Below are 22,971 nucleotides of genomic sequence, written 5' to 3'. Positions count from 1 at the left end.
CCAAAAACTAAAACCGGAAAAGAGCTCAGACATGCCGTTCGATCAGGGCTAGGTTTTGACAGTTATTCAATCTTTGACCATATTCAAAAATACAGATTTGGTATTACTTCACTAAACGAAGTGTCATTGTTATCTTTAAAACATTCAAAATAATTAAGATCTTCTTTATTTATTCTTGCGATAAAATACTTTTCACAGTGATAATAAACAAGTATGAAAACAATTTAATTTTAAGCCAATAATAAAATTTCTCCCAAACAAAATAAAAACTTACGAATATTCGATCCTTTTCCTATTTTTGTGCTACTAATATTATTTGAAATGTCTGAAATTGAGAACCACGAAACTCAAAACATAAAGAATAACCCGAAGATTATGAAAGCCTGGGCAGTCTATGACTGGGCCAATTCAGTATACTCTCTCGTTATTACTTCTACCATTTTCCCCATTTATTATTCCATTCTTACTACAGCGTACGAAAAGAAAGAATATGTGGAAGAAACAAAGTCCTGGATTGATGTTCCGGTAAGACACATGATTACCATTTTTGGAAAAGAATACCAGCCGGATGCCGTGTACGGATATTCGTTAACGATTTCTTTCTTTATCGTGGTATTGTTGTCTCCGTTTCTCTCATCATTAGCAGATACTATCGGGAATAAAAAATCCTTTCTGCAGTTTTTCTGTTATCTGGGGGCCACTTCTTGTATGGGATTGGCCATGTTTACCGGTATGCACAATGTCTTCCTTGGGCTTCTGTTCAGTATTACGGCAAGTGTCGGATTTTGGGGCAGTCTTGTATTTTATAATTCGTTCCTTCCGGATATCGCTACAAGGGACAAACAGGATGCACTTTCCGCAAAAGGGTATGTTTACGGCTATATCGGTTCGGTTGTCTTGGTAATTATTTGTCTATTATTAATACAGGTTGTAGCCAAGGGAGACCCTGCAAAACAACTTTTGTTCACAAGGGTAAGCTTCCTGCTGACAGGCGCCTGGTGGTTTGGTTTTTCACAATATACCTTTAAGCATCTGCCTCAGTTCGGTGATGTTAAAGAAAAGCTTCCGAAAGATCTTGTATTATTAAATTATAAAAACATCTTTAAAAAACACGAAGAACAGGGCGGTTTTTTTGAAGTATTGAAAGATAACCTGTGCTTCTATAAAGATATTGCCAGAGAAAGTTTCAATGAATTATTTAAAGTCGGAAAGGAGCTGTTTAAACACAGAAACCTTAAATTTTTCCTCTCCAGTTTCTTTTTCTACAGTGTAGGGATGCAGACTATTTTCCTAATGGCGACCCTGTTCGGGAAAAGTGAAATAAATCTTCCTCAGGATAAGCTTATAGGAACCCTTCTCATTATCCAGATTGAAGCCATCATAGGTGCAGTTATATTCTCAAGATTATCAAGAAAAATCGGAAATAAAAATGTAATATCCATCGCCGTAGTATTGTGGATTGTGGCCTGTATCTGGGCATACTTCCTTAATAAAGAAAATCCTACGGTTGAATACCAGTTCTATGGTGTTGCAGCGGTTGTCGGGCTTGTAATGGGAGGTCTTCAGGCAATGTCAAGATCCACTTATTCCAAGCTTTTGCCGGAAAATTCAATGGAAAACACTACATTTTTCAGCTTTTATGATGTACTGGAAAAAATTGCCATTATTGTAGGAACTTTTGTTTTTGCATTATTTATTGATAAGTACGATGCTCTACGGTCTATTTTTGCTAAAATTGATGTTATGCTTCCATCTGCCTCCGGGATGAGGTTTGCAGCATTTTCAATGGCAATCTTCTTCTTTGTAGGATTAATTCTTATAAGGTTTTTGAAACTCACTACTCCTAAAAACGATTAAAAACAAATAAAATAAAAAAGACGCTGTTGTAAGCGTCTTTTTTTTATGCATGGAAATTTGTGTTAATTAAGGGATTATTATATAATACATATCATATTAACATTAATTTTATGTTTTTTTTCGTTTATTTGCAAATTGTTAAATCTATTAAAAATAATGATAAAAAAGCTACTCACGATCTGCATTTTACAATGTGCGGTATTGGGTTTTTCTCAGAGTCTTCGCCCTGTTGCAGCGAAAATTTCAGAATACCGGTTTCAAAAGAAAACTTTTGAAAAATATGATCTTTTTACCTTAAATAACAGTTCGGAAAAACTTACTGAATATAAAAGGGCAGCTACAGATATTTCTGTTCTGAATGTAGATAGCAGACAACTTAAAAAGCTTGTTCACGACAAACCGGAATTCCTTGAAGTATCTTTTCCCTTCGATGGAAAACAAATCACCATGGAACTTTACAAAAATGAAATTTTCACTAAAGACTTCAAGGTTACTACCAGCAAAGGGGAAATAGTAGATTATACTCCCGGAGTTTATTATCAGGGAATTGTAAAGGGAGATAACCAGTCTGTGGTTGCATTCAGCTTTTTTGATGCCGATATTGTGGGGGTTGCCTCTACTCCTGAATTGGGAAATATTGTTGTGGGAAAAGCAAAAAATTCTTCAGACTTTGTAAGTTATTCAGATTCAAAGCTTACAGGAATCAATCCGTTCGTATGCGGCGTGGATGAATTGGCGGAAAATCAAAATCAGAAAATATCCTTTGATCCGAATGCACAAAAAAATGCAGGAAAGGTTATGACGCAAAACTGCGTAAGGATATATTATGAGATATGTTATATCCCTTATGTAAACAATGGTTCTAATGTTACCACTACAACAAACTGGCTTACTGCCATTCATAACAATATTGCCACACTTTACAACAACGACGATATAAAAATTGCACTGAATGAAGTTTTTGTCTGGACTACAGCAGACCCTTATACAGGTAATCCGAACGCTAATCTCGCAAGTTTCAGGGCAAACAGACAATCTTTCAACGGTGATCTTGCGCATTTGGTAAATCAGCCTTCTACAACAAGTGTGGCATATGTAAATTCACTTTGTACAACAAGCAGACACGCATATTCAGGAGCCGCTCAAACGTATAGCAACGTTCCTGTTTATTCATGGACAATCGAAGCAATGACTCATGAAATGGGCCATAGTTTAGGTTCTCCTCATACCCATGCCTGTGCATGGAACGGAAATTCCACGGCAATTGACGGATGCGGAACAGTAGCCGGATATCCTGAAGGAACATGCCCTACAGGCCCGATTCCTGCGCCAAGTGTTAAGGGTACCATTATGAGTTACTGTCATTTGGTTTCGGGAGTGGGAATTAATTTTGCCAACGGCTTCGGTCCTCAGCCTGGTGCACTGATCAGGAGTACCGTAGACTCGAAATCATGTTTGGGAATGGATTGTACAACGGCCTGCAGCACTACAATCTCAGGATTGTCCGTTTCAAATATTACACAGACTTCAGCAAGTGCAACTTTTAATGATGCTACATCGGCTTCATGGAAATACAGACTTACAAAATTTGACGGAACTGCTGTTGCCAGCGGAAATAGTACAACCCAGTCCTTAAGTTTTTCAAATCTTCAGCCTGCAACCTATTATTTGTTATCCGTAGGAACAGACTGTTCCGCTGCATACCAGAGAACGCAATTATTTATGACCGATGGCAACTGGTGTAATGGAGCGATTTTCACAGATACGGGCGGAACGACCGCAAATTATGGTGACAACCAAACTGTTGTAAAGACATTTTATCCGTCTTCCGGAGCACTTTCTATGACTTTTACAGAATTCGCACTGGAACAGGATTATGATTTTATGTATATCTACAACGGGCCTTCTACAAGTTCACCATTGTTTGCCAATGGAAATGCCTTAACGGGAACAACTTTACCGGGAACATTTACTTCTACACATCCTTCCGGAGCTATTACGGTAAGATTTGTTTCTGATGTTGAAGTGAATGATATCGGCTGGAAAGCAAATTTCTCATGTTCCGTGCTGGCTGTTGAAGATGTCAATACCAAAGACAACAGCGTAAGTATTTACCCTAATCCTGCAAGAAATATTATAACCATTTCTTCTAAAGAAGCTTTAAAATCATTTAAAATTTTCGACGAAGCCGGACGACTGGTAAAATCAGAATCTTCATTAAAAGGAAGCAGGATGGATGTCAATATTTCCTCAATGCAGACCGGAAATTATGTGGTAACCGTTGAAACGGAAAAACAAAAAGTCACTAAAAAATTAATAAAACAATAATTTAAATATTTTACAATATAAGCCTGATTATTCAGGCTTTTTTTATTAACTTTAATAAAAAACTAAGATGATTTTTGATATTTTAAAATTAATTGTAATAATGAATGTTAAAAACTATCAATATTCGGCTTAAGTTTTGCTTGTATTCAGGAGAATAATTTTACATTTGCAAAAAATTTATTAAATTAAATGACAAACCCATTATTTTACGCAAAAATTCTTTTGTTCGGAGAATATGGAATCATAGAAGATTCCCAAGGTTTGACATTACCTTATAGCTTCTATAAAGGTACCCTCAAGTTCTCATCATTAGATTCCGAATTCGAAAAAAAGTCTAATGAACATTTAAAAAAATATGCCCAATATCTTGAAGATCTGAACCTTCCCGAAACTTTTGAGCTTAATGTTTTAAGATTTAAAGAAGAAATTTCTTCAGGATTATTTTTTGACAGTAATATTCCTCAGGGATATGGTGTAGGAAGTTCCGGTGCATTGGTAGCCGCTATTTTTGAACGCTATTCCATATCAAAGCACGAACCTGAAAATATTTCCAAAGATGAATTAAAAAGTCTTCGCCATGTTTTTGGATTAATGGAAAGCTATTTTCACGGCAAAAGTTCCGGAATTGATCCTTTGATTTGTTATATGAACCTTCCGATCCTGATCGAAAGCAAAGAAAGTGTTGACAAAGTGGCAATTCCTGCAAGTGAAGCCGGAAAAGGCGCTATTTTTCTGATCGACTCCGGTATGACCGGCGAGACAGGACCAATGGTTCAGATTTTCTTTGAAAAAATGAAAACAGAAGGTTTCAGGAAAACACTTAAAGAAGAATTTATACGTTATAACAACGCCTGTATTGATGCTTTTCTGAAAAAAGACATGAATCCTTTTTTCAGAAATCTGAAAAAACTTTCTCATTGGGCATATGAACATTTCAGACCAATGATTCCTGAAAGTTTATTTAATGTGTGGAAAAAAGGCCTTGATTCTAATGCCTATTATTTAAAGCTCTGCGGAAGCGGTGGTGGTGGTTATATTTTAGGTTTTACCAAAGATTACGAAAAAGCGGAAAAAATGCTTGACGGTTTTAATAAAGAAGTGATTTATAGATTCTAAACAGTTGGAAATGAATTCTGAAAAAGAAAATTTCCAGGAAAAAAAATACGTCAAAAAATCTATTATTTACAGATTTTCACAATTTGTGGGCTTTCTTTTGGGAGCTCGCTTTTTTGTTGCAGCACTCCTTACTTTAGCTCTTTATGTTTCTACTTTTTTTCTCTTTAACCAGGATGAAAGTTTCAGAAAATTCGTCTTTGATTTTAAAGTTCACGGTATTATTTTCTGTACCGTACTTACAATTCTGGCAGGAGGCATTATCAACCAGTTTTATGATTTTGAAAAGGATCATCTTGTAAAGCCTTTCAGAACAAGAATTCAGAGTTTTATAAAGCAGAAATATTTTTTGTATGCATATCTTATTTTAAGTTTGATTTCTCTTGGGGTTGCATGGATGATCTCCCACAATGTATTTATTTTTTTTATTGTTTATCAGTTTTTTATGTGGTTTTACAGCCATAAACTGAGCCGGATTTTAATTCTCAATAACCTTACTTTTGTAAGTCTTACGCTGTATCCTTTTTTCGGCATGATGGTTTATTATCAGACTTTTTCAAAGAAAGTTCTTTTAATGGCTGTGTTTCTTTTCCTGATTTTATTATGTATTGACATTGTGAAAGATACATTGACAAAAAGAGTAGATGAAACATTCGGGTACACCACGATCCCTACTTATTTTGATATTAAAACTGTAAATGGAATTATCGTCTCTTTGCTTATCGTAACAATAGCAGTTTCTATGAAGCTGATTCTGAAAACGGGAATTGCCGGATTTATGGCTTATTATTTCGCAGTGGGATTATTTGTTTTTATTCTATGTATTTATCTTATTATCAATAGTTCAAGACAGAATAAATTTTTCACCATTAATATTTTAAGATTCTGGGTTTTTGCCGGAATTATAGCAATGCTGCTTAGCGGACTGGAAGGTAAATTGTAGAAAAATTTCTTTAAAAAACCTTTCCTTATCCTTACCTTTGTGGAACTATAAATCTATATAAGTAATGCCCATTTTCAACGATACTAAAATCGCATTTGCGGATAAATCTGATGCACAGTTAAGAAAAGCGTATTGGATGTTCAAGATGATTGAGCAGCCTTCACTCACAAAAGTAGGAACTTCTTTGCTTAATTTTACCGTACATAATAATTTCCCTTTCGTTACCAGAATTGTCAAAAATACTTTATTTGAACAGTTTTGCGGTGGTGAAACCCGTGAAGAGAGTATGAAAGTGGTAAAACAGCTTTTCAAAAGAGGAGTAGGCAGTATTTTCGATTATTCTATTGAGGGTAAAGAAGATGAAGAAACTTTTGATGCCGTTTGCAAAGAGATTAAAGACATCGTAAGATTTTCTGTGGGAAACCCGGCAATTCCTTTTATTGTCTTTAAGCCTACCGCTTTTGGAAGAATTGATTTATATGAATCGGTTGGAAAAAATAATGAACTTACTTCAAGCCAGAAAGAAGAATGGGAAAGAGTGGTGAAAAGATTTGATGAAGTGTGTAACCTGTGTCACGAAAATGATAAGAAAGTAATGGTAGATGCAGAAGAAACATGGATGCAGGATGCTGCCGACAAGCTTTGTGAAGACATGATGGAAAAATATAACCAGGAAAAACCTATTGTATGGAATACCATTCAGATGTACCGTACCGGAAGGCTTGAATATATGGAGGAGCATGTAGAGAGAGCAAGGGAGAAAGGCTATTTTATCGGTTATAAGATTGTTCGTGGTGCCTATATGGAAAAGGAAAGGGCAAGAGCTGCAGAAAAAGGATATCCGGATCCGATCCAGCCAACAAAAGAGTCATCAGATAAAAATTATAATGCCGGAATTGATTTTGTAATGAACCACCTTGATAAAGTTTCAGCTTTCTTTGGAACCCATAATGAAATCTCTTCAGAGCTGGTAATGGATAAAATGAAAGCAAAAAACCTTGAAAACGGGAATAACCATGTCCATTTCGGACAGCTTTACGGAATGAGTGATAACATTACTTTCTATCTTTCAGATAAAGGCTATAATGTTGCGAAATATCTTCCATATGGACCGGTGAAAGATGTTGTACCATATCTTACGAGAAGAGCACAGGAGAATACTTCTGTTGCCGGACAAACCGGAAGGGAACTCGGTCTTATCAAAAAAGAACTGGAAAGAAGAAAGAACAGCAGATAATTATTCAGATAAAATATAGAAGCCTTACAATTTGTAAGGCTTTTTTTATGATCAGTATTTTCATTCTTAAGGCTCAAAACTTTCAAATTTTCCATTTTCATAAAAGATAACAATACGCTTTATCGCAACACCTTTATTGTCAGCTGATTGAATGGTATTTATTGGAATGTAATTTTCTAATCGCTGAGAATCGGTTATTTTTTCTCTCGCTTGACTTTGGCTCGGTATAAAGGATTCTGCAGGCGTTTGTTTCGGAGCCTCCATTTCATTTTCTTCAGCACCAAAATCTTCATCGTCATTCATCATCGTAAAAAGATCCGGGAGAGAAGTCGGCTTAGATTTTTCTTCTTCACTATTATCTGAACTTTCAACTTCAGTTTTGGTAATTTCCGGTAATTCAGATTTCAGCATTTGCCCTTCACCCGTTACGAGCCAGTCCCAGAGGATTTCAGGAAAGCGGGATTTTATTTTGATGATAAATTCTAAAGAAGGTTTATTCCGGCCTGAAGTAACATGCGAAATAGAAGAACGTTGTACATCGATTTCATCTGCGAACTCAGAGGGAGTTAACCCGGAATATTCAATAACCTTAGAAATTCTTTCATTTAAGCTCATAAAATTGGTTTATCAATCTTTTTACAAATGTAAAAATAAAATTTACAATTGACAAATACAAAAGTAAATTAGTAACGTGATTTTTAATATACAGATGTAAATAATTAATATACTGATTAATAGAATCTTATATTTATATTTATTAAATGCAAGCATTTTTATTTAACATATTTTCCACAAGTGATCAAATAAATTTCTTTACTTAAAGTAATACATGAAGTAAATGCAATAATGTTAATTTTTATATTAGATATGACTAATTATCTTAGTATTCATGCGTTGTAGGAAGCTTTTCGCGGATTAAAATACCTGAAAATAGAGTAGGGCTTTACATGTATCTGATTAAATGGCAAAAAGGTTTATTATAGCTCAAATTTCAGTAACCATGTTTCTATTACATACTATTATCAGGGAAATCATCAGCTGTATCTGAAATAGCATATTTAATAGGATTTTAATATTAGGTTTATTATGTTACATTATTAAATTCAATCATAAATCTTGCTTTTCAAACAAATTAAAGATCTAAATTATCAACAATTTACATTTGTATATCAAGTTAATTTAATCTTTTCCACATCAAAACTTGTTTAAGGGAATTACAAGCAAATGTAGATAAGGATACCATTTTCCACTTCAAGTAATATTCAATTTTAAATTTAATTAAAATTCATAAAATACTGAATATTAAAATTTTAAATATCGATAATTGAATTATTGTTAATCCACAATTTTATCCACAGACAAAATGGCAATTTTTACTGTTTGACGATATTACAAATGTTAATTTTATTTATCAACGAAATTTTGTTAATTTTGACTCTTGTAAATTATTACACAATGAATTTTGAAAAGCTGTATCAACAAAATCCCAATTTCCCCAATCGCTATATTTTCCCTGAAAAATTATTTTTTTTCCTACAGACCAATCTTGGCGATTATATTAATGAGATAGGAAGATCTTATCTGGGTAAACCGGTTTATCAGCTGACAATCGGAAACGGTGATATCAATATTATTGCATGGTCCCAGATGCACGGAAATGAATCGAATGCCACTCATGCTATGCTTGATCTGTTTGCAACCTTAGATAATGCTCTCGATTTGAAAGCTGAGTTGTTCAGCAAAATAAAACTGGATTTTATATTTATGCTTAATCCTGACGGATCCGAAAGATGGACCAGGCTTAATGCTTCAGATATTGACCTGAACAGGGATTTTCATAATGAAGCCAGCAAGGAAATCAAATTATTGAAAGAGGCTGTTGCAAAGAAGAAATATGATTATGCACTAAACCTTCATGAGCAGAGAACGATTTTTACTACAGACGGAATTCATCCTGCTACTCTTTCATTTCTGGCCCCGTCGGAAAATGTTGAACGAACTATAACGGAAAACAGAAAAAAATGTATGGCTGTTATAGCATCGGTTTATGGAAAGCTGAAAGAACTGATCCCAAACCAGATCGGAAGATATTCTGATGAGTTTTATCCTGCATCTACGGGAGATAATTTCATCAAAGCCGGAATGCCAACCATTCTTTTTGAAGGCGGACATTTTATAGACGATTATACAAGAGCAGAAACCCGGAAATATTATACCATTGCACTTTATTATGCATTAAGTGCAATGACCGAACTGAATTCCGGGACGGAAGGATGGGAAGCTTATCTGGAAATTCCTGAAAATAAAGAAACGCATTATGATATTATTTACCGTAATGTAAAGCTGAACACGGATCATGAATGTGTTTTGGATATTGCTGTTCAGTATCGGGAACTGAAAGAAGAAGGCAGGGATGAAATTTCTTTCATACCATTTGTTATGGAAGTAGGTGATGTTAAAAAACGGAAAGGATGGAAAGAAATAGACTGTACAAACAAAAAGTTTATTTGTCCGACCAAATATCCAAAACTTGATGCGGAAGTAAATTTTTTCATTGAAGATTAAAAATAATCAGCGGAACCTTTGGTTCCGCTGATTATTTTATGTTGTTATTGGAGAATAAACTAATTGATAGATATCGTGATTAATTAACCACCTTAATTCCGTTCGCTACAAATCTGATTTCTTCCTTCGGTGTTTTGATGGCGTCTATTTCAGCTTGTGGTTTTTTAGCATCTTCTGCATAATGTTTTTGCTCGTCTACAGAAGTTACTTTTCTTTCGGCAGAACCTTCAAGCACTACATTTTTCCCTTTTAATGCAGTAGGTACAAAGAATCCGTAATCCTTCATTTTTACAAAAAACTGGGAGTTGTCTTCCGTCTGAATCGTCAGCCAGCAACCTTTTTTATCGCAAACATCTGTTACTTTACCTTTTACAACAACATTTTCCACTTTTTTATTATCCTTTTTCAGCTTTTTGCTAAGTTTATCTACGGAAATTGCTTTAGACTCTGCATTAGAAGCAACACCTCCTCCGTAGACATCACCTACAACAGCATTTCCAGCCGGCGGACCGGATTTTTTTGATTCCTGTGCAAAAGCTAAAGTTGAAACACTTACTGCTGCTGCAAATAATAATGATTTGAATTTCATATTGATTTTTTTTCAAAAATAGTAATAAAATCTGAATGACAAAACGACGGTAAACTTGATAAAAAGCAGGTTTGCTTTTCGGTAATTAATTCGCTATGCTTAATTCTTTTTAACGCAACGCTATTAATCAATTATGGTCCGTTCGCAAAGGCGTCTCACCAGTAAAGGAACTTTGCTATTATTTGCTGAATGAAATGTGTTTGTGCTTAAAAAATAACCACCTGGTTACTCACAACCCTCGCGTCTCTTGGGTTAAAAGCCGACGAGTACCAATTTTTAGCACAACGTCCACAAAGAAAATTAATCAATCCTCCTGCATAATCCGTTCGCAAGGGCGTTTCACTCAGCAAAATGATAGCAGATTATTATACGTAAAGCCTTTGCTGAATGGAATGCCTTCGCACCGAAAAATATGCTCCCTGTTATTCAATGAACCTTAGTGCTCCCTTCGTATTAAAACAATAAATGCCTCTTGATCATTCAATAAACTGTTCTTTCATTAGCTAAGCAAAACGCATTAGCGACCGGAAAATATGCTCCGTTATTCAATAAAATCCTTGCGACCGTTGCGTTAAAAACGAATAAGATACCTCAGTTATAATTTAAAACAAACTAATCCTATATTTATTTATATTTGGAGCCTATACTTCACTATGCAGAAAAAACTAAAACTTTGGGACGCCATCATGTTGGTAATGGGGTCGATGATCGGAAGCGGAATTTTCATTGTAACCGCAGATATGATGCGTAATCTTGGTTCAGGCTTCTGGCTGATTATCGTTTGGGTCATCACAGGAATCATGACAGTAGCTGCAGCGATAAGCTACGGCGAACTTTCGGCTTTATTTCCAAAAGCAGGCGGACAATACACTTACCTGAAAGAAATCTTCGGTAAAAGAATGGGTTTCCTTTACGGATGGGGCCTTTTTACGGTGATCCAAACAGGAACGATTGCTGCTGTAGCGATGGCATTCGGAAAATTTACGGCTTACCTGATTCCTTCTCTTAATGATGCAGCACCTATTTTCCAGAGTGGTGAATTTAAAATTACGTGGATTCAGATGCTTGCCATCGCCATTATCCTTTTGCTTACTTACATCAATACAAGAGGCATGGAAAGTGGAAAGCTATTGCAGAATATTTTTACAGGATCAAAAATCATTGCCTTGTTGGGATTAATTGCGGCAGGATTTATTCTGGTTGACGTATCCCATCTTGCCGAAAATTTCAGCTTCGGATATGATGCTTTTAACAATCTTACCAAAGACCGGTTCGGAAATTTCTTAAAAGAAGGCTGGGAACCCATTGGCGGGATGACCCTCCTTGGAGGAATTGCCGCAGCGATGGTAGGTTCTGTATTCAGTTCCGTAGCCTGGGAAAGTGTAACGTTTGTATCGGGTGAAATTGAAAATCCTAAGAAAAATGTTGTTAAATCAATGATCTACGGAACAACAGCGGTTATGATCTTATATATTGCCGTGAACTATGTTTATCTTAATGCTCTCGACAGAGATTCCATCGCATTTGCAGAAAACGACAGGGTAGCGGTGGCAGCCTCCCATTTTATTTTCGGAAGTGCAGGAACTGTTATTATTGCAGTTCTTGTTATGGTTTCCACTTTCGGATGCAACAACGGGTTGATTCTTGCCGGAGCAAGGGTTTTTCAGACCATGGCCAAAGATGGAATGTTCTTCAGGCAGGCAGAAAAAAATAACAAAAATGCAGTTCCTGAAAATGCATTATGGATGCAGGGAATCTGGGCTTCGATATTATGTCTTAGCGGTCAGTACGGAAATCTTCTGGATATGATTTCTTTTGTTATTGTATTATTCTACATGATTACCGTTTTCGGGGTCATTTATCTGAGATTTAAAAAACCTGAGCTGGAAAGGCCTTACAAAACATGGCTGTATCCTGTTACGCCTGTTATCTATTTGTTAATAGGTACTGTCTTCTGCATTTTACTGCTGATCTACAAGCAGCAGTACACCTGGCCTGGCTTCGTTTTGGTGTTGCTTGGACTTCCGGTGTACTATTTTATCAATAGGAAAAATCCGCGGCCGTAATCCGTCACGATTCCAGACATGGAGTAAATCATCCTTTACTAAGTGTTATTTTAACCTTGTTTTCAGAGATAAATAGGTAAAGTTAACATCCAAAAACAACATTTTACTTGCAAGCCTTTCAACTCATGCGCAGGAGTTGACAAAAACCTAAGCACAAGTTGCTCAACTCCTAAGCAAGAGTTGGTGAAATCCTGCGCAGGAGTTTGACGGATCATAAGCAGGCATTAAAAAGGAAGTTACGGCCTGGAATTTCTGCTGTTAAGGATTTATTTTTTCAGGAGCTAAATCTTGCTTTCCGCTGTATCTTTTGGGTTACGGCCTCCGCTTGGCTCCGGCCGCACCCCAAAAGGATGCCGCTGCAATCAAGGCTAGGGTATTCGTCTGTACCATTACCAGTCGACATAAAAGTAGCAGACAACCATATAAAATCGATATAAGCAGATGGAGCAATATGCAATATCTATAAGTCAATCGGCTTATATTTTTTATTTATAAGTAATTATGCTTATATTTGCAGAATGATAGCGGTCATTACCGGAGATATTATTAATTCACAACAGGCGGATACGGAAGTTTGGATTACCAGACTTAAAAATCTTCTCGAAAATTGGGGAAGCGCTCCCCAGACATGGGAAATTTACAGAGGCGACGAATTTCAGTTCAAATGTAATATCGACGATGTATTCTGGCGTTTTTTAGCGATAAAATCACTCATTAAAAGTCAGGAAAATTTAGACGTACGAATTGCCATAGGTATTGGCGAAGAAAATTTCTCTTCAGATAAAATCACGGAATCTAACGGAACCGCTTACGTTCATTCAGGGAGATTACTCAATGATCTTAAAAACGACGGACATACTGTTTCCGTTAAAACTTCCAACGACTCTGTAGACAGAGATCTTAATATTCTGCTCAAATGGTCTTCAAAAGATTTCGACAACTGGACGATGGCCACTGCTGAAATTATTCATGAAATGATTATGAATAAAGAAATCACACAGGAAGATCTTGCCAAGAAATTTGCCATCTCACAGTCCTCGGTAAGCCAGAGACTGAAGCGTGCCAATTACGAATTAATTGTAGAAACCAATCAATATTTCAGAAAGAAAATTTCGGAACTCTAAACATGATTTTTATTAAACTCATATTGGCGCATTTACTCGGAGATTTTATTCTTCAGCCGGATTCATGGGTTGCAGACAAAGAGAGCAAAAAACTGAAAAGCGTATATCTGTATATTCATGTTTTGATTCACACGGTTTTAAGCTTTATTTTCCTTTGGGATTTACAGCTTTGGTGGGTCGCTATTTTGATAGGTGTTTCGCATTTTATTATTGATGCATGTAAACTCAGTTTTCAAACTTATAAAAATAAGAAGAACTGGTTTTTCATCGATCAGGCTTTCCATGTTTTGGTGATCGCAGGAGTTTCTTTTTATTTTAATGAATTTAATTTTGAATTTCTTCAAAATCAGGAATTGTTAAAAATTGTAATGGCAGCCTTGTTTTTAACAGCGCCCGCTTCGATTTTTATTAAAATATTATTGTCTTCATGGACGCCAGTTCCGGAGACAACCAACAATATACAAACCGAATCTTTATCGAGTGCAGGGAAATATATTGGGATTTTGGAACGTTTATTAGTTTTCACTTTTATTGTAGTGAATCATTGGGAAGGGGTAGGTTTTATGGTGGCTGCAAAGTCTGTTTTCAGATTTAGCGACCTTGCCCAGGCAAAACAGAGAAAGTTAACCGAGTATGTACTGATCGGAACGCTTTTAAGTTTTGGACTGGCAGTTTTAACAGGAATTTTAATTAAATAAATATAATATAAATCTAATAAAAAGTAATTTTAGAAAATGGAAAAGTTAGAAATGTTGTACGAAGGTAAAGCAAAACAGGTATTTGCTACCGATAATCCTGACCAGGTAATTGTGCGTTTCAAAGACGATGCTACTGCATTCAACGCTCAGAAAAGAGGTTCTGTAGACCTGAAAGGAGAAATGAACAACGCAATCACTACGCTTATCTTTGAATACCTGAATGAAAAAGGAATCAAAACTCATTTTATAAAACAACTGAACGAAAGAGAGCAGCTCGTAAGAAAAGTATCTATTATTCCTCTCGAAATGGTGGTAAGAAACTATTCTGCAGGAAGTATGGCTCAAAGACTGGGAGTAGAAGAAGGAATCAAGTCTCCGGTTACTATTTTCGATATCTGTTACAAAAAAGACGAGTTGGGAGATCCGCTTATCAATGATCACCACGCAGTTTTCTTAGGAGCTGCAACGTATGAAGAACTTGACGAAATGTATGAGCTCACTTCAGATATTAACGATATCCTGATCGATCTTTTCGACAAAATGAATATTATCCTGGTTGATTTTAAAATCGAATTAGGAAAAACTTCAGATGGTGAAATCATTTTAGCAGATGAAATTTCCCCGGATACTTGCAGACTTTGGGACAAGGATACCATGAAGAAACTGGATAAAGACAGATTCAGAAGAGATCTTGGAGAAGTTACCGAAGCATACGTTGAGATCTACAACAGGCTGAAAGAAGCTCTGGGTAAATAATTCCAGGAACTAATGAGATGTAAGTTTTTTATTTAACATAATATTTAATTTTTCATCTAATTAAAAGATCTACCTAATACAATCTAGATTAGAAAAAATAGAAATGAAAAGTTTAGACATTCATAAAAGTGAATATTTAAAGCAGTTTGAAACCCAGACCTACGGAAGAAATCTTTTCAGGACGCAGGAAGAAGAAAGACTGGATGCTCCTAATGAGGAGTGCGGGATCTTCGGGATGTATTCTGATAATGACCTCGATACGTTTTCGCTTTCGCAGTTCGGTCTTTTTGCATTGCAGCACAGAGGCCAGGAAGCTTGTGGTATTTCTGTTTTGAAGAACGGGAGAATCACCAACATGAAAGATGAGGGACTGGTTTTGGACGTTTATAAAGAAATCCCGGATCCGGAAACTTTTATGGGAAATTCTGCAATCGGGCATACCCGCTACACGACTGCAGGAGATAAGAAAAAATATAATTTCCAGCCTTTTTTTGCAAAGAATGAATATGATCAGATTATTCTTTCCATTGCGCATAACGGTAACCTTACCAATGCAAAGGAACTGAAGGCGGAGCTGGAGGCAGAAGGTGTCGTTTTCAGGGCAACTTCAGATTCTGAGGTAATCCTTAGGCTTATTCAGAAAAACCTTGATCTCGGACTTCGTGGAGCTATTAAAGTGACCATGGAAAAAATCGAAGGTGCATATTCTGTTGTCGGGATGACAAGAAATAAATTCTTTGCTTTCAGAGATTTCAACGGGATCAGACCTCTTGTGTTGGGAGCAATAGATGAAAAATCCTATGTTGTTGCATCAGAATCTGTGGCATTGGATGCAGTAGGCGCTCAGTATGTTCGTGATATTTTACCGGGAGAAATCGTTTACACCAATGAAAACGAGCCCGGAAAACTTCATTCTTATATGGCTGATGAAGAAAAAGGAAAACAGAGAATCTGTTCATTTGAATATATTTACTTTGCAAGACCGGATTCTTCATTAGAAAATATAAACGTCTATGAAATCAGGGAAAAATCAGGAGAGAAGATCTGGCATCAGGCTCCGGTAGAAGCAGATGTTGTTATTGGGGTTCCGGATTCCGGAGTTCCGGCTGCTATTGGTTTTGCTAAAGCTTCAGGGATTCCTTTCCGTCCTGTTTTAATTAAGAACAGGTATATCGGAAGAAGTTTTATCGTTCCTACTCAGGAAATGAGAGAAAGAGTGGTAAACCTTAAGCTCAACCCGATTATCTCTGAAATTAAAGACAAAAGAGTGGTGATCATTGATGATTCTATCGTTCGTGGTACTACTTCCAAGAGACTGGTTAAGATCTTAAAAGATGCCGGGGTGAAGGAAATACACTTCAGAAGTGTTTCTCCGCCAATTATTGCTCCTTGTTATTTAGGAATCGATACCCCTTCAAAAGATGACCTGATTTCAGCAAATATGACAACTGCTGAACTGAGAGATTATCTGGGTGTAGATTCACTTGAATTTTTAAGTGTTGAAAACCTGAAAGAAATTCTTGGTTCTGCCAATCACTGTTTCGGATGTTTTACAGAACAATATCCTGTAGGTAAAGGAGAAGAAGTGGAATTATTTAATTAATAACTAACTTCTTAATAAATAATAAAAAATAAAAGGTCAGGTTTCGAGAAACCTGACCTTTTTAGTATTGAAATCAAAATTGTTTTAGAATTTAAAAGCTAAACCAACCTGGAATACATTGTTTCTGATTGCATCAGAGTTACTTGGTCTGTCTTTCGCAATATCAGTAAGACCTGCAACGTATCTCGCTGTAATACCGATATTATCTGTGAAATAGTATCCTGCACCAAGACCGATACCGAAGTTGAATTTATTTAAGCTGTCTTTGTAGTCTCCGGATTCATTAATTGTATTGTTATCCGTTTCATTCTTTAATTTATTCTTAGCATTTACCAAGAAACCGAATTCAGGACCTGCTTCTAAATAAAGATTTGGAATAATATTATACTGGAACATTACCGGAACAGTAATATAGTCTAAATGTCTTGCACTTGAATAACGTGTTCCTGCAATAGTCTGATCATACTTATCTCCATATTGAGAGTATAAAACCTCCGGCTGGATGCTGAATGATGTAGCTACAGGAATGTTAGCAAAAACACCAGCGTTAAAACCGATTTTAGAACCTTGATCATCTAATCCTGATTCATTTGTCAAAGAAGAAACGTTCATTCCTGCTTTAACACCAAATGCTACAGGAGAAGCAGATGAAGTAGAAGTGGTAGTCGTAGTCTGGGCAAATGCCAATGAACCAGCTGTAAGTGCTATTCCTAAAATTAACTTTTTCATAACTTTAATTTTTTGATAATTTACTTTTTAATTTTAAATTTTACTACTGTCAAACTAATTTGACGGGGAGTATCTTTCAAATTGCTTGCCAAAAAATAAAAGCATGATAAAAGTCAGTATTAAAAGGCATTTTGATGAAAATATGTAATTATATATTTTATTGTTAATTAGGTAGTTATAAAATATTTTCACTAAATGTTTAGAAATAATCTAAATTGACAATTTTGTCAAAAACAGCAATTTTTTTTAATAAATTACATTGATGCATCATTCAATTTCCTGTAAAATTCAATTGAAGAAGCTATCCCTTTTTTGCTGCACTGATAATCAAAAGTGCATGAACCGATTCCCGAAATTAATGAAAAATTGATTTTATTATCTGTATTCTTTTTATCATTGATTAGCAGCTCAAAGATATCTTCATCCTTAAAATCACTGATATCCAGATAAGGATAATATTTCTGAATATTTTCAATAATAATGGTACAATCTTCTTCGGAGATCAGCCCTTCCGAAAAGGACAGATGGGTTTCGGTAATCATTCCCATGGCAACAGCTTCCCCGTGGAGAACAGGATTTCCCTGGCTGAGGCAAAGACTTTCTATAGCGTGTCCTATCGTATGCCCGAAATTCAGTGTCTTACGGATATTTTTCTCCTGAAAATCCTGCTGAACAACGTCCTGCTTAATTTCCATTGATGTTTCAATGTGAGGAATAACAGCATCCGCGTCAAGTTTAGAAAGATGGATAAGATTTTCCCAGTGTTTTTCATCAGCAATAAGTCCGTGCTTCAGCATTTCCGCGAAACCGCTTCGCAGTTCTTTATAAGGAAGGGTGTCTAAAAATTTAGGGTAAACGAAAATCTGCTCCGGGAAAGTAAAGGTTCCCACCATATTTTTATAATGCATCAGGTCAATTCCTGTTTTTCCACCGATGGAAGCATCACACATCGATAAAAGAGTAGTGGGAATATTGATAAACGGAACTCCTCTTTTATAGGTAGATGCAACAAAGCCACCCATATCTGTAATCACACCGCCTCCAAGATTGATGACAAGCGCCTTGCGGTCTGCCTGTATTTCCGTAAGAATTTCCCAAAGCTGATTGGCAGTCTGAATATTTTTCATTTCTTCGCCCGGCTCTATCTCAAGAATTTCAAATGCCAGGTCGGTTTCCAGGTTCCCTAAAAGGGCAGGAAGGCAATATTCATGCGTATTCTCATCAACCAGGATGAAAATTTTACTGAATGATCTCGTGCTTAAAAAATCGTTGAGCTGTGAAAAATTATCATTTAATATTGTTATCATTTTCAGATTTTCTTTTATGTTATTGTATCACGATATGCAAAGTTATGATTCTTAATTTTTAACTCGTTATTAAATATACTATCTTTGCAGAAATTTTTAGAATGAGCAGAGATAATAATAATTCAGAACGACCAAAGAGACCAAGAATTTCAACCAAGAAAAATTCTGATAATTCTCGTGCTTCCAGATCTGGAAATTCTTCAGAATCAAAACCTTTTAAAAAGTCTTTTCCGAAGGCAGGAGAGAGAAATTCAGATTCCAGGAGAAGCGGTGACACCAGTTACCAGGCTCGAATGGATAAAAAATACGGAAAAACTGAACAGGAACCCTTTATTACCAGTGCAGGAGAAGGGAAAAAAACTTTCGGTAAATCTGCCCCGAAAAGAGGAGGAAGCAGACCCAATAATTTTGATACCAGAGATAAATACGAAAGAGGCAGCCTGAAATATGGAAAAAGACCGGGAATAGAAAACCGGGAGGATAAAAATAAATCTTTTGTACAAAAAAGACGGTTAACGAAAATTGATAAGGATATTCACAAAGATACCATTCGTCTGAATAAATACATTGCCAATTCCGGAATATGCAGCCGAAGAGAAGCGGATGATCTTATTACACAAGGACTTGTTGAGGTAAATGGAAAAGTGGTGAATGAAATGGGATATCAGGTTCAGAAAACTGATAAAGTTGTTTTTGACGGACAAAATATTACTCCTGAAAAACCGGTGTATGTTCTTCTGAATAAACCGAAAGGATATATTTCCACAACCAAAGATGATAAGGCCAGAAAAACAGTGATGGATCTTGTAGCCAATGCTTCGCCGTACCGTTTATTTCCTGTGGGAAGATTGGATCGTTCCACAACAGGCGTTATTCTTTTAACGAATGACGGACATATGACCAAAAAGCTTACGCACCCGTCTTTTGATGCGAAAAAGATCTATCACGTTACGTTAGATAAAAAACTGACGCATGAAGATATGAAGCTTATTGCTGAAGGAATTCGTCTGGATGAGGGAGTAGCAGTGGTTGATCAGATTTCTTTTATTGAAGGAAAACCTAAAAACGAAGTCGGGATAGAGATTCATATCGGCTGGAACCGTGTTATCAGAAGAATTTTCCAGAGATTAGGATATGAAGTGGAAGCGCTGGACAGAGTGATGTTTGCAGGTCTTACGAAAAAGAACATCAAGAGAGGTCACTGGAGAATCCTTACAGAACTGGAGGTGAATAATCTTAAAATGCTTTAGTCAAAAAGTATTTAATAATATAAGGCGCTCAATCAGCGTCTTTTTTTATGCTCTTGATTCAGCAGTATAAACTTTTAGGAAAAAGCCGTATTTTTCAATTATTATCATGGAAAATCAATGTTAAAATTCTATGCAATTCCGTATCTTTGGGAAAAATTTTTACAAAAATGATTGAGTGGAAAACCGCCAAAGAATACGAAGATATCACCTATAAAAAAAGTAATGGTGTCGCAAGAATCGCTTTCAACAGACCGGAAGTTCGCAATGCTTTCAGACCCAAAACAACATCGGAATTATATGATGCTTTTTACGATGCTTATGAAGATCCTTCGATAGGAGTTGTGCTGCTTTCGGGAGAAGGGCCAAGTCCTAAAGACGGTGGCTGGGCTTTCTGCAGCGGTGGAGATCAAAAAGCAAGAGGTCATCAGGGGTATGTGGGAGAAGATGGCAGACACCGATTGAATATTCTGGAGGTTCAGCGACTGATCCGTTTTATGCCGAAAGTCGTTATTGCAGTGGTTCCGGGATGGGCTGTCGGAGGCGGACATTCTCTTCACGTAGTTTGTGATTTAACATTAGCGAGTGAGGAACACGCTATTTTCAAACAAACGGATGCTGATGTTACCAGTTTCGACGGAGGCTATGGTTCTGCATATTTGGCAAAAATGGTAGGACAGAAAAAAGCCCGTGAGATTTTCTTTTTAGGTAGAAACTATTCTGCGCAGGAAGCTTTAGAAATGGGAATGGTAAACAAAGTGGTTCCTCATGCAGAACTGGAAGGCACGGCTTACGAATGGGCACAGGAAATTTTAGCCAAATCCCCGACTTCCATCAGAATGCTGAAATTCGCCATGAACCTTACCGACGACGGAATGGTTGGTCAGCAGGTTTTTGCCGGAGAAGCAACGCGTCTTGCCTACATGACGGAAGAAGCGAAAGAAGGGAGAAATGCATTCCTTGAAAAAAGAAAACCTAATTTCGGGGAAGATCAATGGATATCTTAAACATAGGCAATTGGTAATAAGTAATGAGCAATAACGGCATTACTTATTACCAATTACTCATTACTTATAAACTATGACTGACTGGATAAAAGCCGCAAGGCTTAGAACATTGCCGCTCTCTTTAAGCGGAATTATTATGGGTGCTTTCATTGCCAGATGGAGATTGTACGGTGAAGGCGGAATATGGGACTGGAGAATTTTTGCACTCGCACTTTTAGTGACTTTATTGTATCAGGTTTTATCAAACTATGCCAATGATTACGGCGACGGGGTAAAAGGTACCGATGCTAAAAGAGTTACCGAAGCGGAAGCACGCGCGGTAGCCTCAGGAAGAATAACGGCGAAACAGATGAAAAATGCAGTGATCCTGCTTTCAATTTTGTCTTTTGTGGCAACAGTTGGATTGCTTTATATAGCTTTCATCCCGGATTATATGAATGAATTTTACATTTTTATAGGCCTTGGTGTTGCAAGTATCTTAGCAGCCATTGGATATACGATTGGTAAAAAACCTTATGGTTACATGGGATTGGGAGATATTTTCGTATTTATCTTTTTCGGACTGGTCTCTGTTTGCGGAAGTTATTTTTTGTTTACAAAATCGTTCAGCTGGGATATGCTGCTTCCCGGAACGGCCATCGGAATGATGAGTATGGCGGTCCTGAACCTCAATAATATGAGGGACATCGAAAGCGATAAACTATCAGGAAAAAACAGTCTGGCTTTAAGGTTAGGGTTTAAAAACGCAATGATTTATGAAATGATCCTGTTACAGCTTCCATTAATTTTAATGTTAATGTTTTTAGCGGTGAACGGATTTTTCCAGACTCAGAATTATTATGTTTTTATCGTGATGATTCTGATGCTTCCGTTAATGAAAATCAGAAGACAGATTATGGCTGTTAAAAACCCGCGGGAACTTGATCCGTTCTTAAAGCAGGTAGGAATTATGACGTTTATGATGGCGGTTCTTACAGCTTTAGGGCTTAATTTCTTTCATTAAATAAAAGTCGGTTTTAGCATTATCCTTGTCATGCTGAGCTTGTTGAAGCATCTCTAGTTATAACAATTCAAAAATAAATTAAAATGAAAATACAATATCTGGGACAAAACTGTTTTTTGTTCACCTACAAAGACAAAACAATTTTATCAGATCCTTTTTACAATTACAAAAAAGCAGAATCTGGTTTTGATATTTCTGCACAGAAAATCGATTATATTTTACTGACTCATGCGCACGGGGATCATATTGCAGACGTTGAAGAGGTTTTGCAGCATCATCCTGAAGCAACGATTATAGCAGTTCCTGAAATCTGCGGATATTTTAAAAGCGCAAAAAATACGGATGATGTGAACTTAGGAGGATCGGCAAAAATCGACGATCTTAAAATTTCCATGGTTCCGGCCCATCATACAAGTTCGTTTCCTGACGGAAGCTACGGAGGGGTACCGGTAGGGTACATTTTCAGGTTACCTGAAGGCAAAAACCTATATCTTGCAGGGGATACTGGTGTGATGGCGGATATGGAGCTTTTTCCGAGATTATACGGCCATTTGGACCTTTCTATTCTTCCGGTTGGAAGTCACTACACCATGTGTCCGAGAAAAGCAGCTTTTGCAGCAGCAGAATTGTTGAAAACACCGAAAGTGATCGGATGCCATTTTGATACTTTCCCTGCCATTGAAATTAACCATGAAAGTGCGTTAAAACATTTTGCAGATAAAAATGTCGAACTTGTCTTACCAAGATTGGGAGAGAAGTTTGAATTTTAAATAATGTTGAAAGGTAATTTGAAAATGCT

General features: G+C 36.5%; 19 protein-coding genes. 15 read left to right on the top strand and 4 right to left on the bottom strand.

All coding sequences use genetic code 11. The features are described from left to right. The first annotated feature begins 321 nt into the window (after positions 1–321). From U9K52_RS10945 to U9K52_RS10925, 5 genes are all read left to right on the top strand, one after another. Positions 322–1,857, top strand: a complete 1,536-nt coding sequence (locus tag U9K52_RS10945; RefSeq protein WP_263602991.1) for an MFS transporter — start codon at positions 322–324, stop codon at positions 1,855–1,857. Positions 1,858–2,013: 156 nt separating this feature from the next. Continuing rightward, entirely contained in the window at positions 2,014–4,185 is a 2,172-nt protein-coding gene (locus U9K52_RS10940; protein ID WP_322926488.1) for a T9SS type A sorting domain-containing protein, read from the top strand. Between the two features lie 189 nt (positions 4,186–4,374). Then, positions 4,375–5,301: a hypothetical protein gene (locus U9K52_RS10935; protein ID WP_322926486.1), complete on the top strand. Its 927-nt coding sequence runs from the start codon at positions 4,375–4,377 to the stop codon at positions 5,299–5,301. A 10-nt stretch (positions 5,302–5,311) separates the two neighbouring features. After that, positions 5,312–6,241 carry a UbiA family prenyltransferase gene (locus U9K52_RS10930; RefSeq protein WP_248393612.1) on the top strand — a complete coding sequence of 310 codons (930 nt, stop codon included), beginning with the start codon at positions 5,312–5,314 and terminating at the stop codon, positions 6,239–6,241. 64 nt (positions 6,242–6,305) lie between these two features. Beyond that, positions 6,306–7,478 carry a proline dehydrogenase family protein gene (locus U9K52_RS10925; protein ID WP_322926484.1) on the top strand — a complete coding sequence of 391 codons (1,173 nt, stop codon included), beginning with the start codon at positions 6,306–6,308 and terminating at the stop codon, positions 7,476–7,478. Between the two features lie 66 nt (positions 7,479–7,544). Here U9K52_RS10925 and U9K52_RS10920 read toward each other — a convergent pair whose 3' ends face one another. After that, the gene (locus U9K52_RS10920) at positions 7,545–8,093 is read right to left on the bottom strand and encodes a helix-turn-helix transcriptional regulator (RefSeq protein ID WP_322926483.1); all 549 of its coding nucleotides are present in this window, start codon (positions 8,091–8,093) and stop codon (positions 7,545–7,547) included. A gap of 840 nt (positions 8,094–8,933) precedes the next feature. Between U9K52_RS10920 and U9K52_RS10915 the strand changes: the two genes are divergently transcribed. Further along, positions 8,934–10,043: a M14 family zinc carboxypeptidase gene (locus U9K52_RS10915; RefSeq protein ID WP_322926481.1), complete on the top strand. Its 1,110-nt coding sequence runs from the start codon at positions 8,934–8,936 to the stop codon at positions 10,041–10,043. A gap of 79 nt (positions 10,044–10,122) precedes the next feature. Here U9K52_RS10915 and U9K52_RS10910 read toward each other — a convergent pair whose 3' ends face one another. Next, complete coding sequence (locus tag U9K52_RS10910) at positions 10,123–10,632, bottom strand: DUF4920 domain-containing protein (protein ID WP_322926479.1); 510 nt, start codon at positions 10,630–10,632, stop codon at positions 10,123–10,125. A gap of 653 nt (positions 10,633–11,285) precedes the next feature. Between U9K52_RS10910 and U9K52_RS10905 the strand changes: the two genes are divergently transcribed. The 5 genes from U9K52_RS10905 to purF all read left to right on the top strand — a co-directional run bounded on the left by U9K52_RS10905 (position 11,286) and on the right by purF (position 16,879). Continuing rightward, the gene (locus tag U9K52_RS10905; protein WP_248393607.1) at positions 11,286–12,698 is read left to right on the top strand and encodes an APC family permease; all 1,413 of its coding nucleotides are present in this window, start codon (positions 11,286–11,288) and stop codon (positions 12,696–12,698) included. Between the two features lie 518 nt (positions 12,699–13,216). Then, entirely contained in the window at positions 13,217–13,822 is a 606-nt protein-coding gene (locus tag U9K52_RS10900) for a SatD family protein (RefSeq protein WP_248393606.1), read from the top strand. Positions 13,823–13,824: 2 nt separating this feature from the next. Next, positions 13,825–14,520 carry a DUF3307 domain-containing protein gene (locus tag U9K52_RS10895; protein ID WP_248393605.1) on the top strand — a complete coding sequence of 232 codons (696 nt, stop codon included), beginning with the start codon at positions 13,825–13,827 and terminating at the stop codon, positions 14,518–14,520. 36 nt (positions 14,521–14,556) lie between these two features. Beyond that, positions 14,557–15,276, top strand: coding sequence for a phosphoribosylaminoimidazolesuccinocarboxamide synthase (gene purC / locus U9K52_RS10890; RefSeq protein WP_248393604.1), 720 nt, complete (start codon positions 14,557–14,559; stop codon positions 15,274–15,276). A 103-nt stretch (positions 15,277–15,379) separates the two neighbouring features. Then, positions 15,380–16,879, top strand: a complete 1,500-nt coding sequence (purF, locus tag U9K52_RS10885; RefSeq protein WP_248393603.1) for an amidophosphoribosyltransferase — start codon at positions 15,380–15,382, stop codon at positions 16,877–16,879. A gap of 84 nt (positions 16,880–16,963) precedes the next feature. Here the strand turns inward: purF and U9K52_RS10880 are convergent, their stop codons facing one another. Then, positions 16,964–17,608, bottom strand: coding sequence for a porin family protein (locus U9K52_RS10880; RefSeq protein ID WP_248393602.1), 645 nt, complete (start codon positions 17,606–17,608; stop codon positions 16,964–16,966). Positions 17,609–17,862: 254 nt separating this feature from the next. Beyond that, positions 17,863–18,915, bottom strand: a complete 1,053-nt coding sequence (gene aroB, locus U9K52_RS10875; RefSeq protein WP_322926474.1) for a 3-dehydroquinate synthase — start codon at positions 18,913–18,915, stop codon at positions 17,863–17,865. Between the two features lie 101 nt (positions 18,916–19,016). Between aroB and U9K52_RS10870 the strand changes: the two genes are divergently transcribed. The 4 genes from U9K52_RS10870 to U9K52_RS10855 all read left to right on the top strand — a co-directional run bounded on the left by U9K52_RS10870 (position 19,017) and on the right by U9K52_RS10855 (position 22,942). Beyond that, complete coding sequence (locus U9K52_RS10870; protein WP_322926473.1) at positions 19,017–20,165, top strand: pseudouridine synthase; 1,149 nt, start codon at positions 19,017–19,019, stop codon at positions 20,163–20,165. 167 nt (positions 20,166–20,332) lie between these two features. Further along, positions 20,333–21,169 (top strand): 1,4-dihydroxy-2-naphthoyl-CoA synthase, encoded by an 837-nt coding sequence (locus U9K52_RS10865; RefSeq protein ID WP_322926471.1) that lies wholly within the window; start codon positions 20,333–20,335, stop codon positions 21,167–21,169. 73 nt (positions 21,170–21,242) lie between these two features. Beyond that, entirely contained in the window at positions 21,243–22,172 is a 930-nt protein-coding gene (menA, locus tag U9K52_RS10860; protein ID WP_322926469.1) for a 1,4-dihydroxy-2-naphthoate octaprenyltransferase, read from the top strand. A gap of 83 nt (positions 22,173–22,255) precedes the next feature. Next, positions 22,256–22,942, top strand: coding sequence for a metal-dependent hydrolase (locus U9K52_RS10855; RefSeq protein ID WP_322926467.1), 687 nt, complete (start codon positions 22,256–22,258; stop codon positions 22,940–22,942). Positions 22,943–22,971 lie beyond the last annotated feature (29 nt).

This window comes from Chryseobacterium sp. MHB01, from assembly GCF_034651565.1.
GTDB lineage: Bacteria > Bacteroidota > Bacteroidia > Flavobacteriales > Weeksellaceae > Chryseobacterium > Chryseobacterium nepalense.
This window is presented reverse-complemented; position numbering and strand designations above follow the sequence as displayed.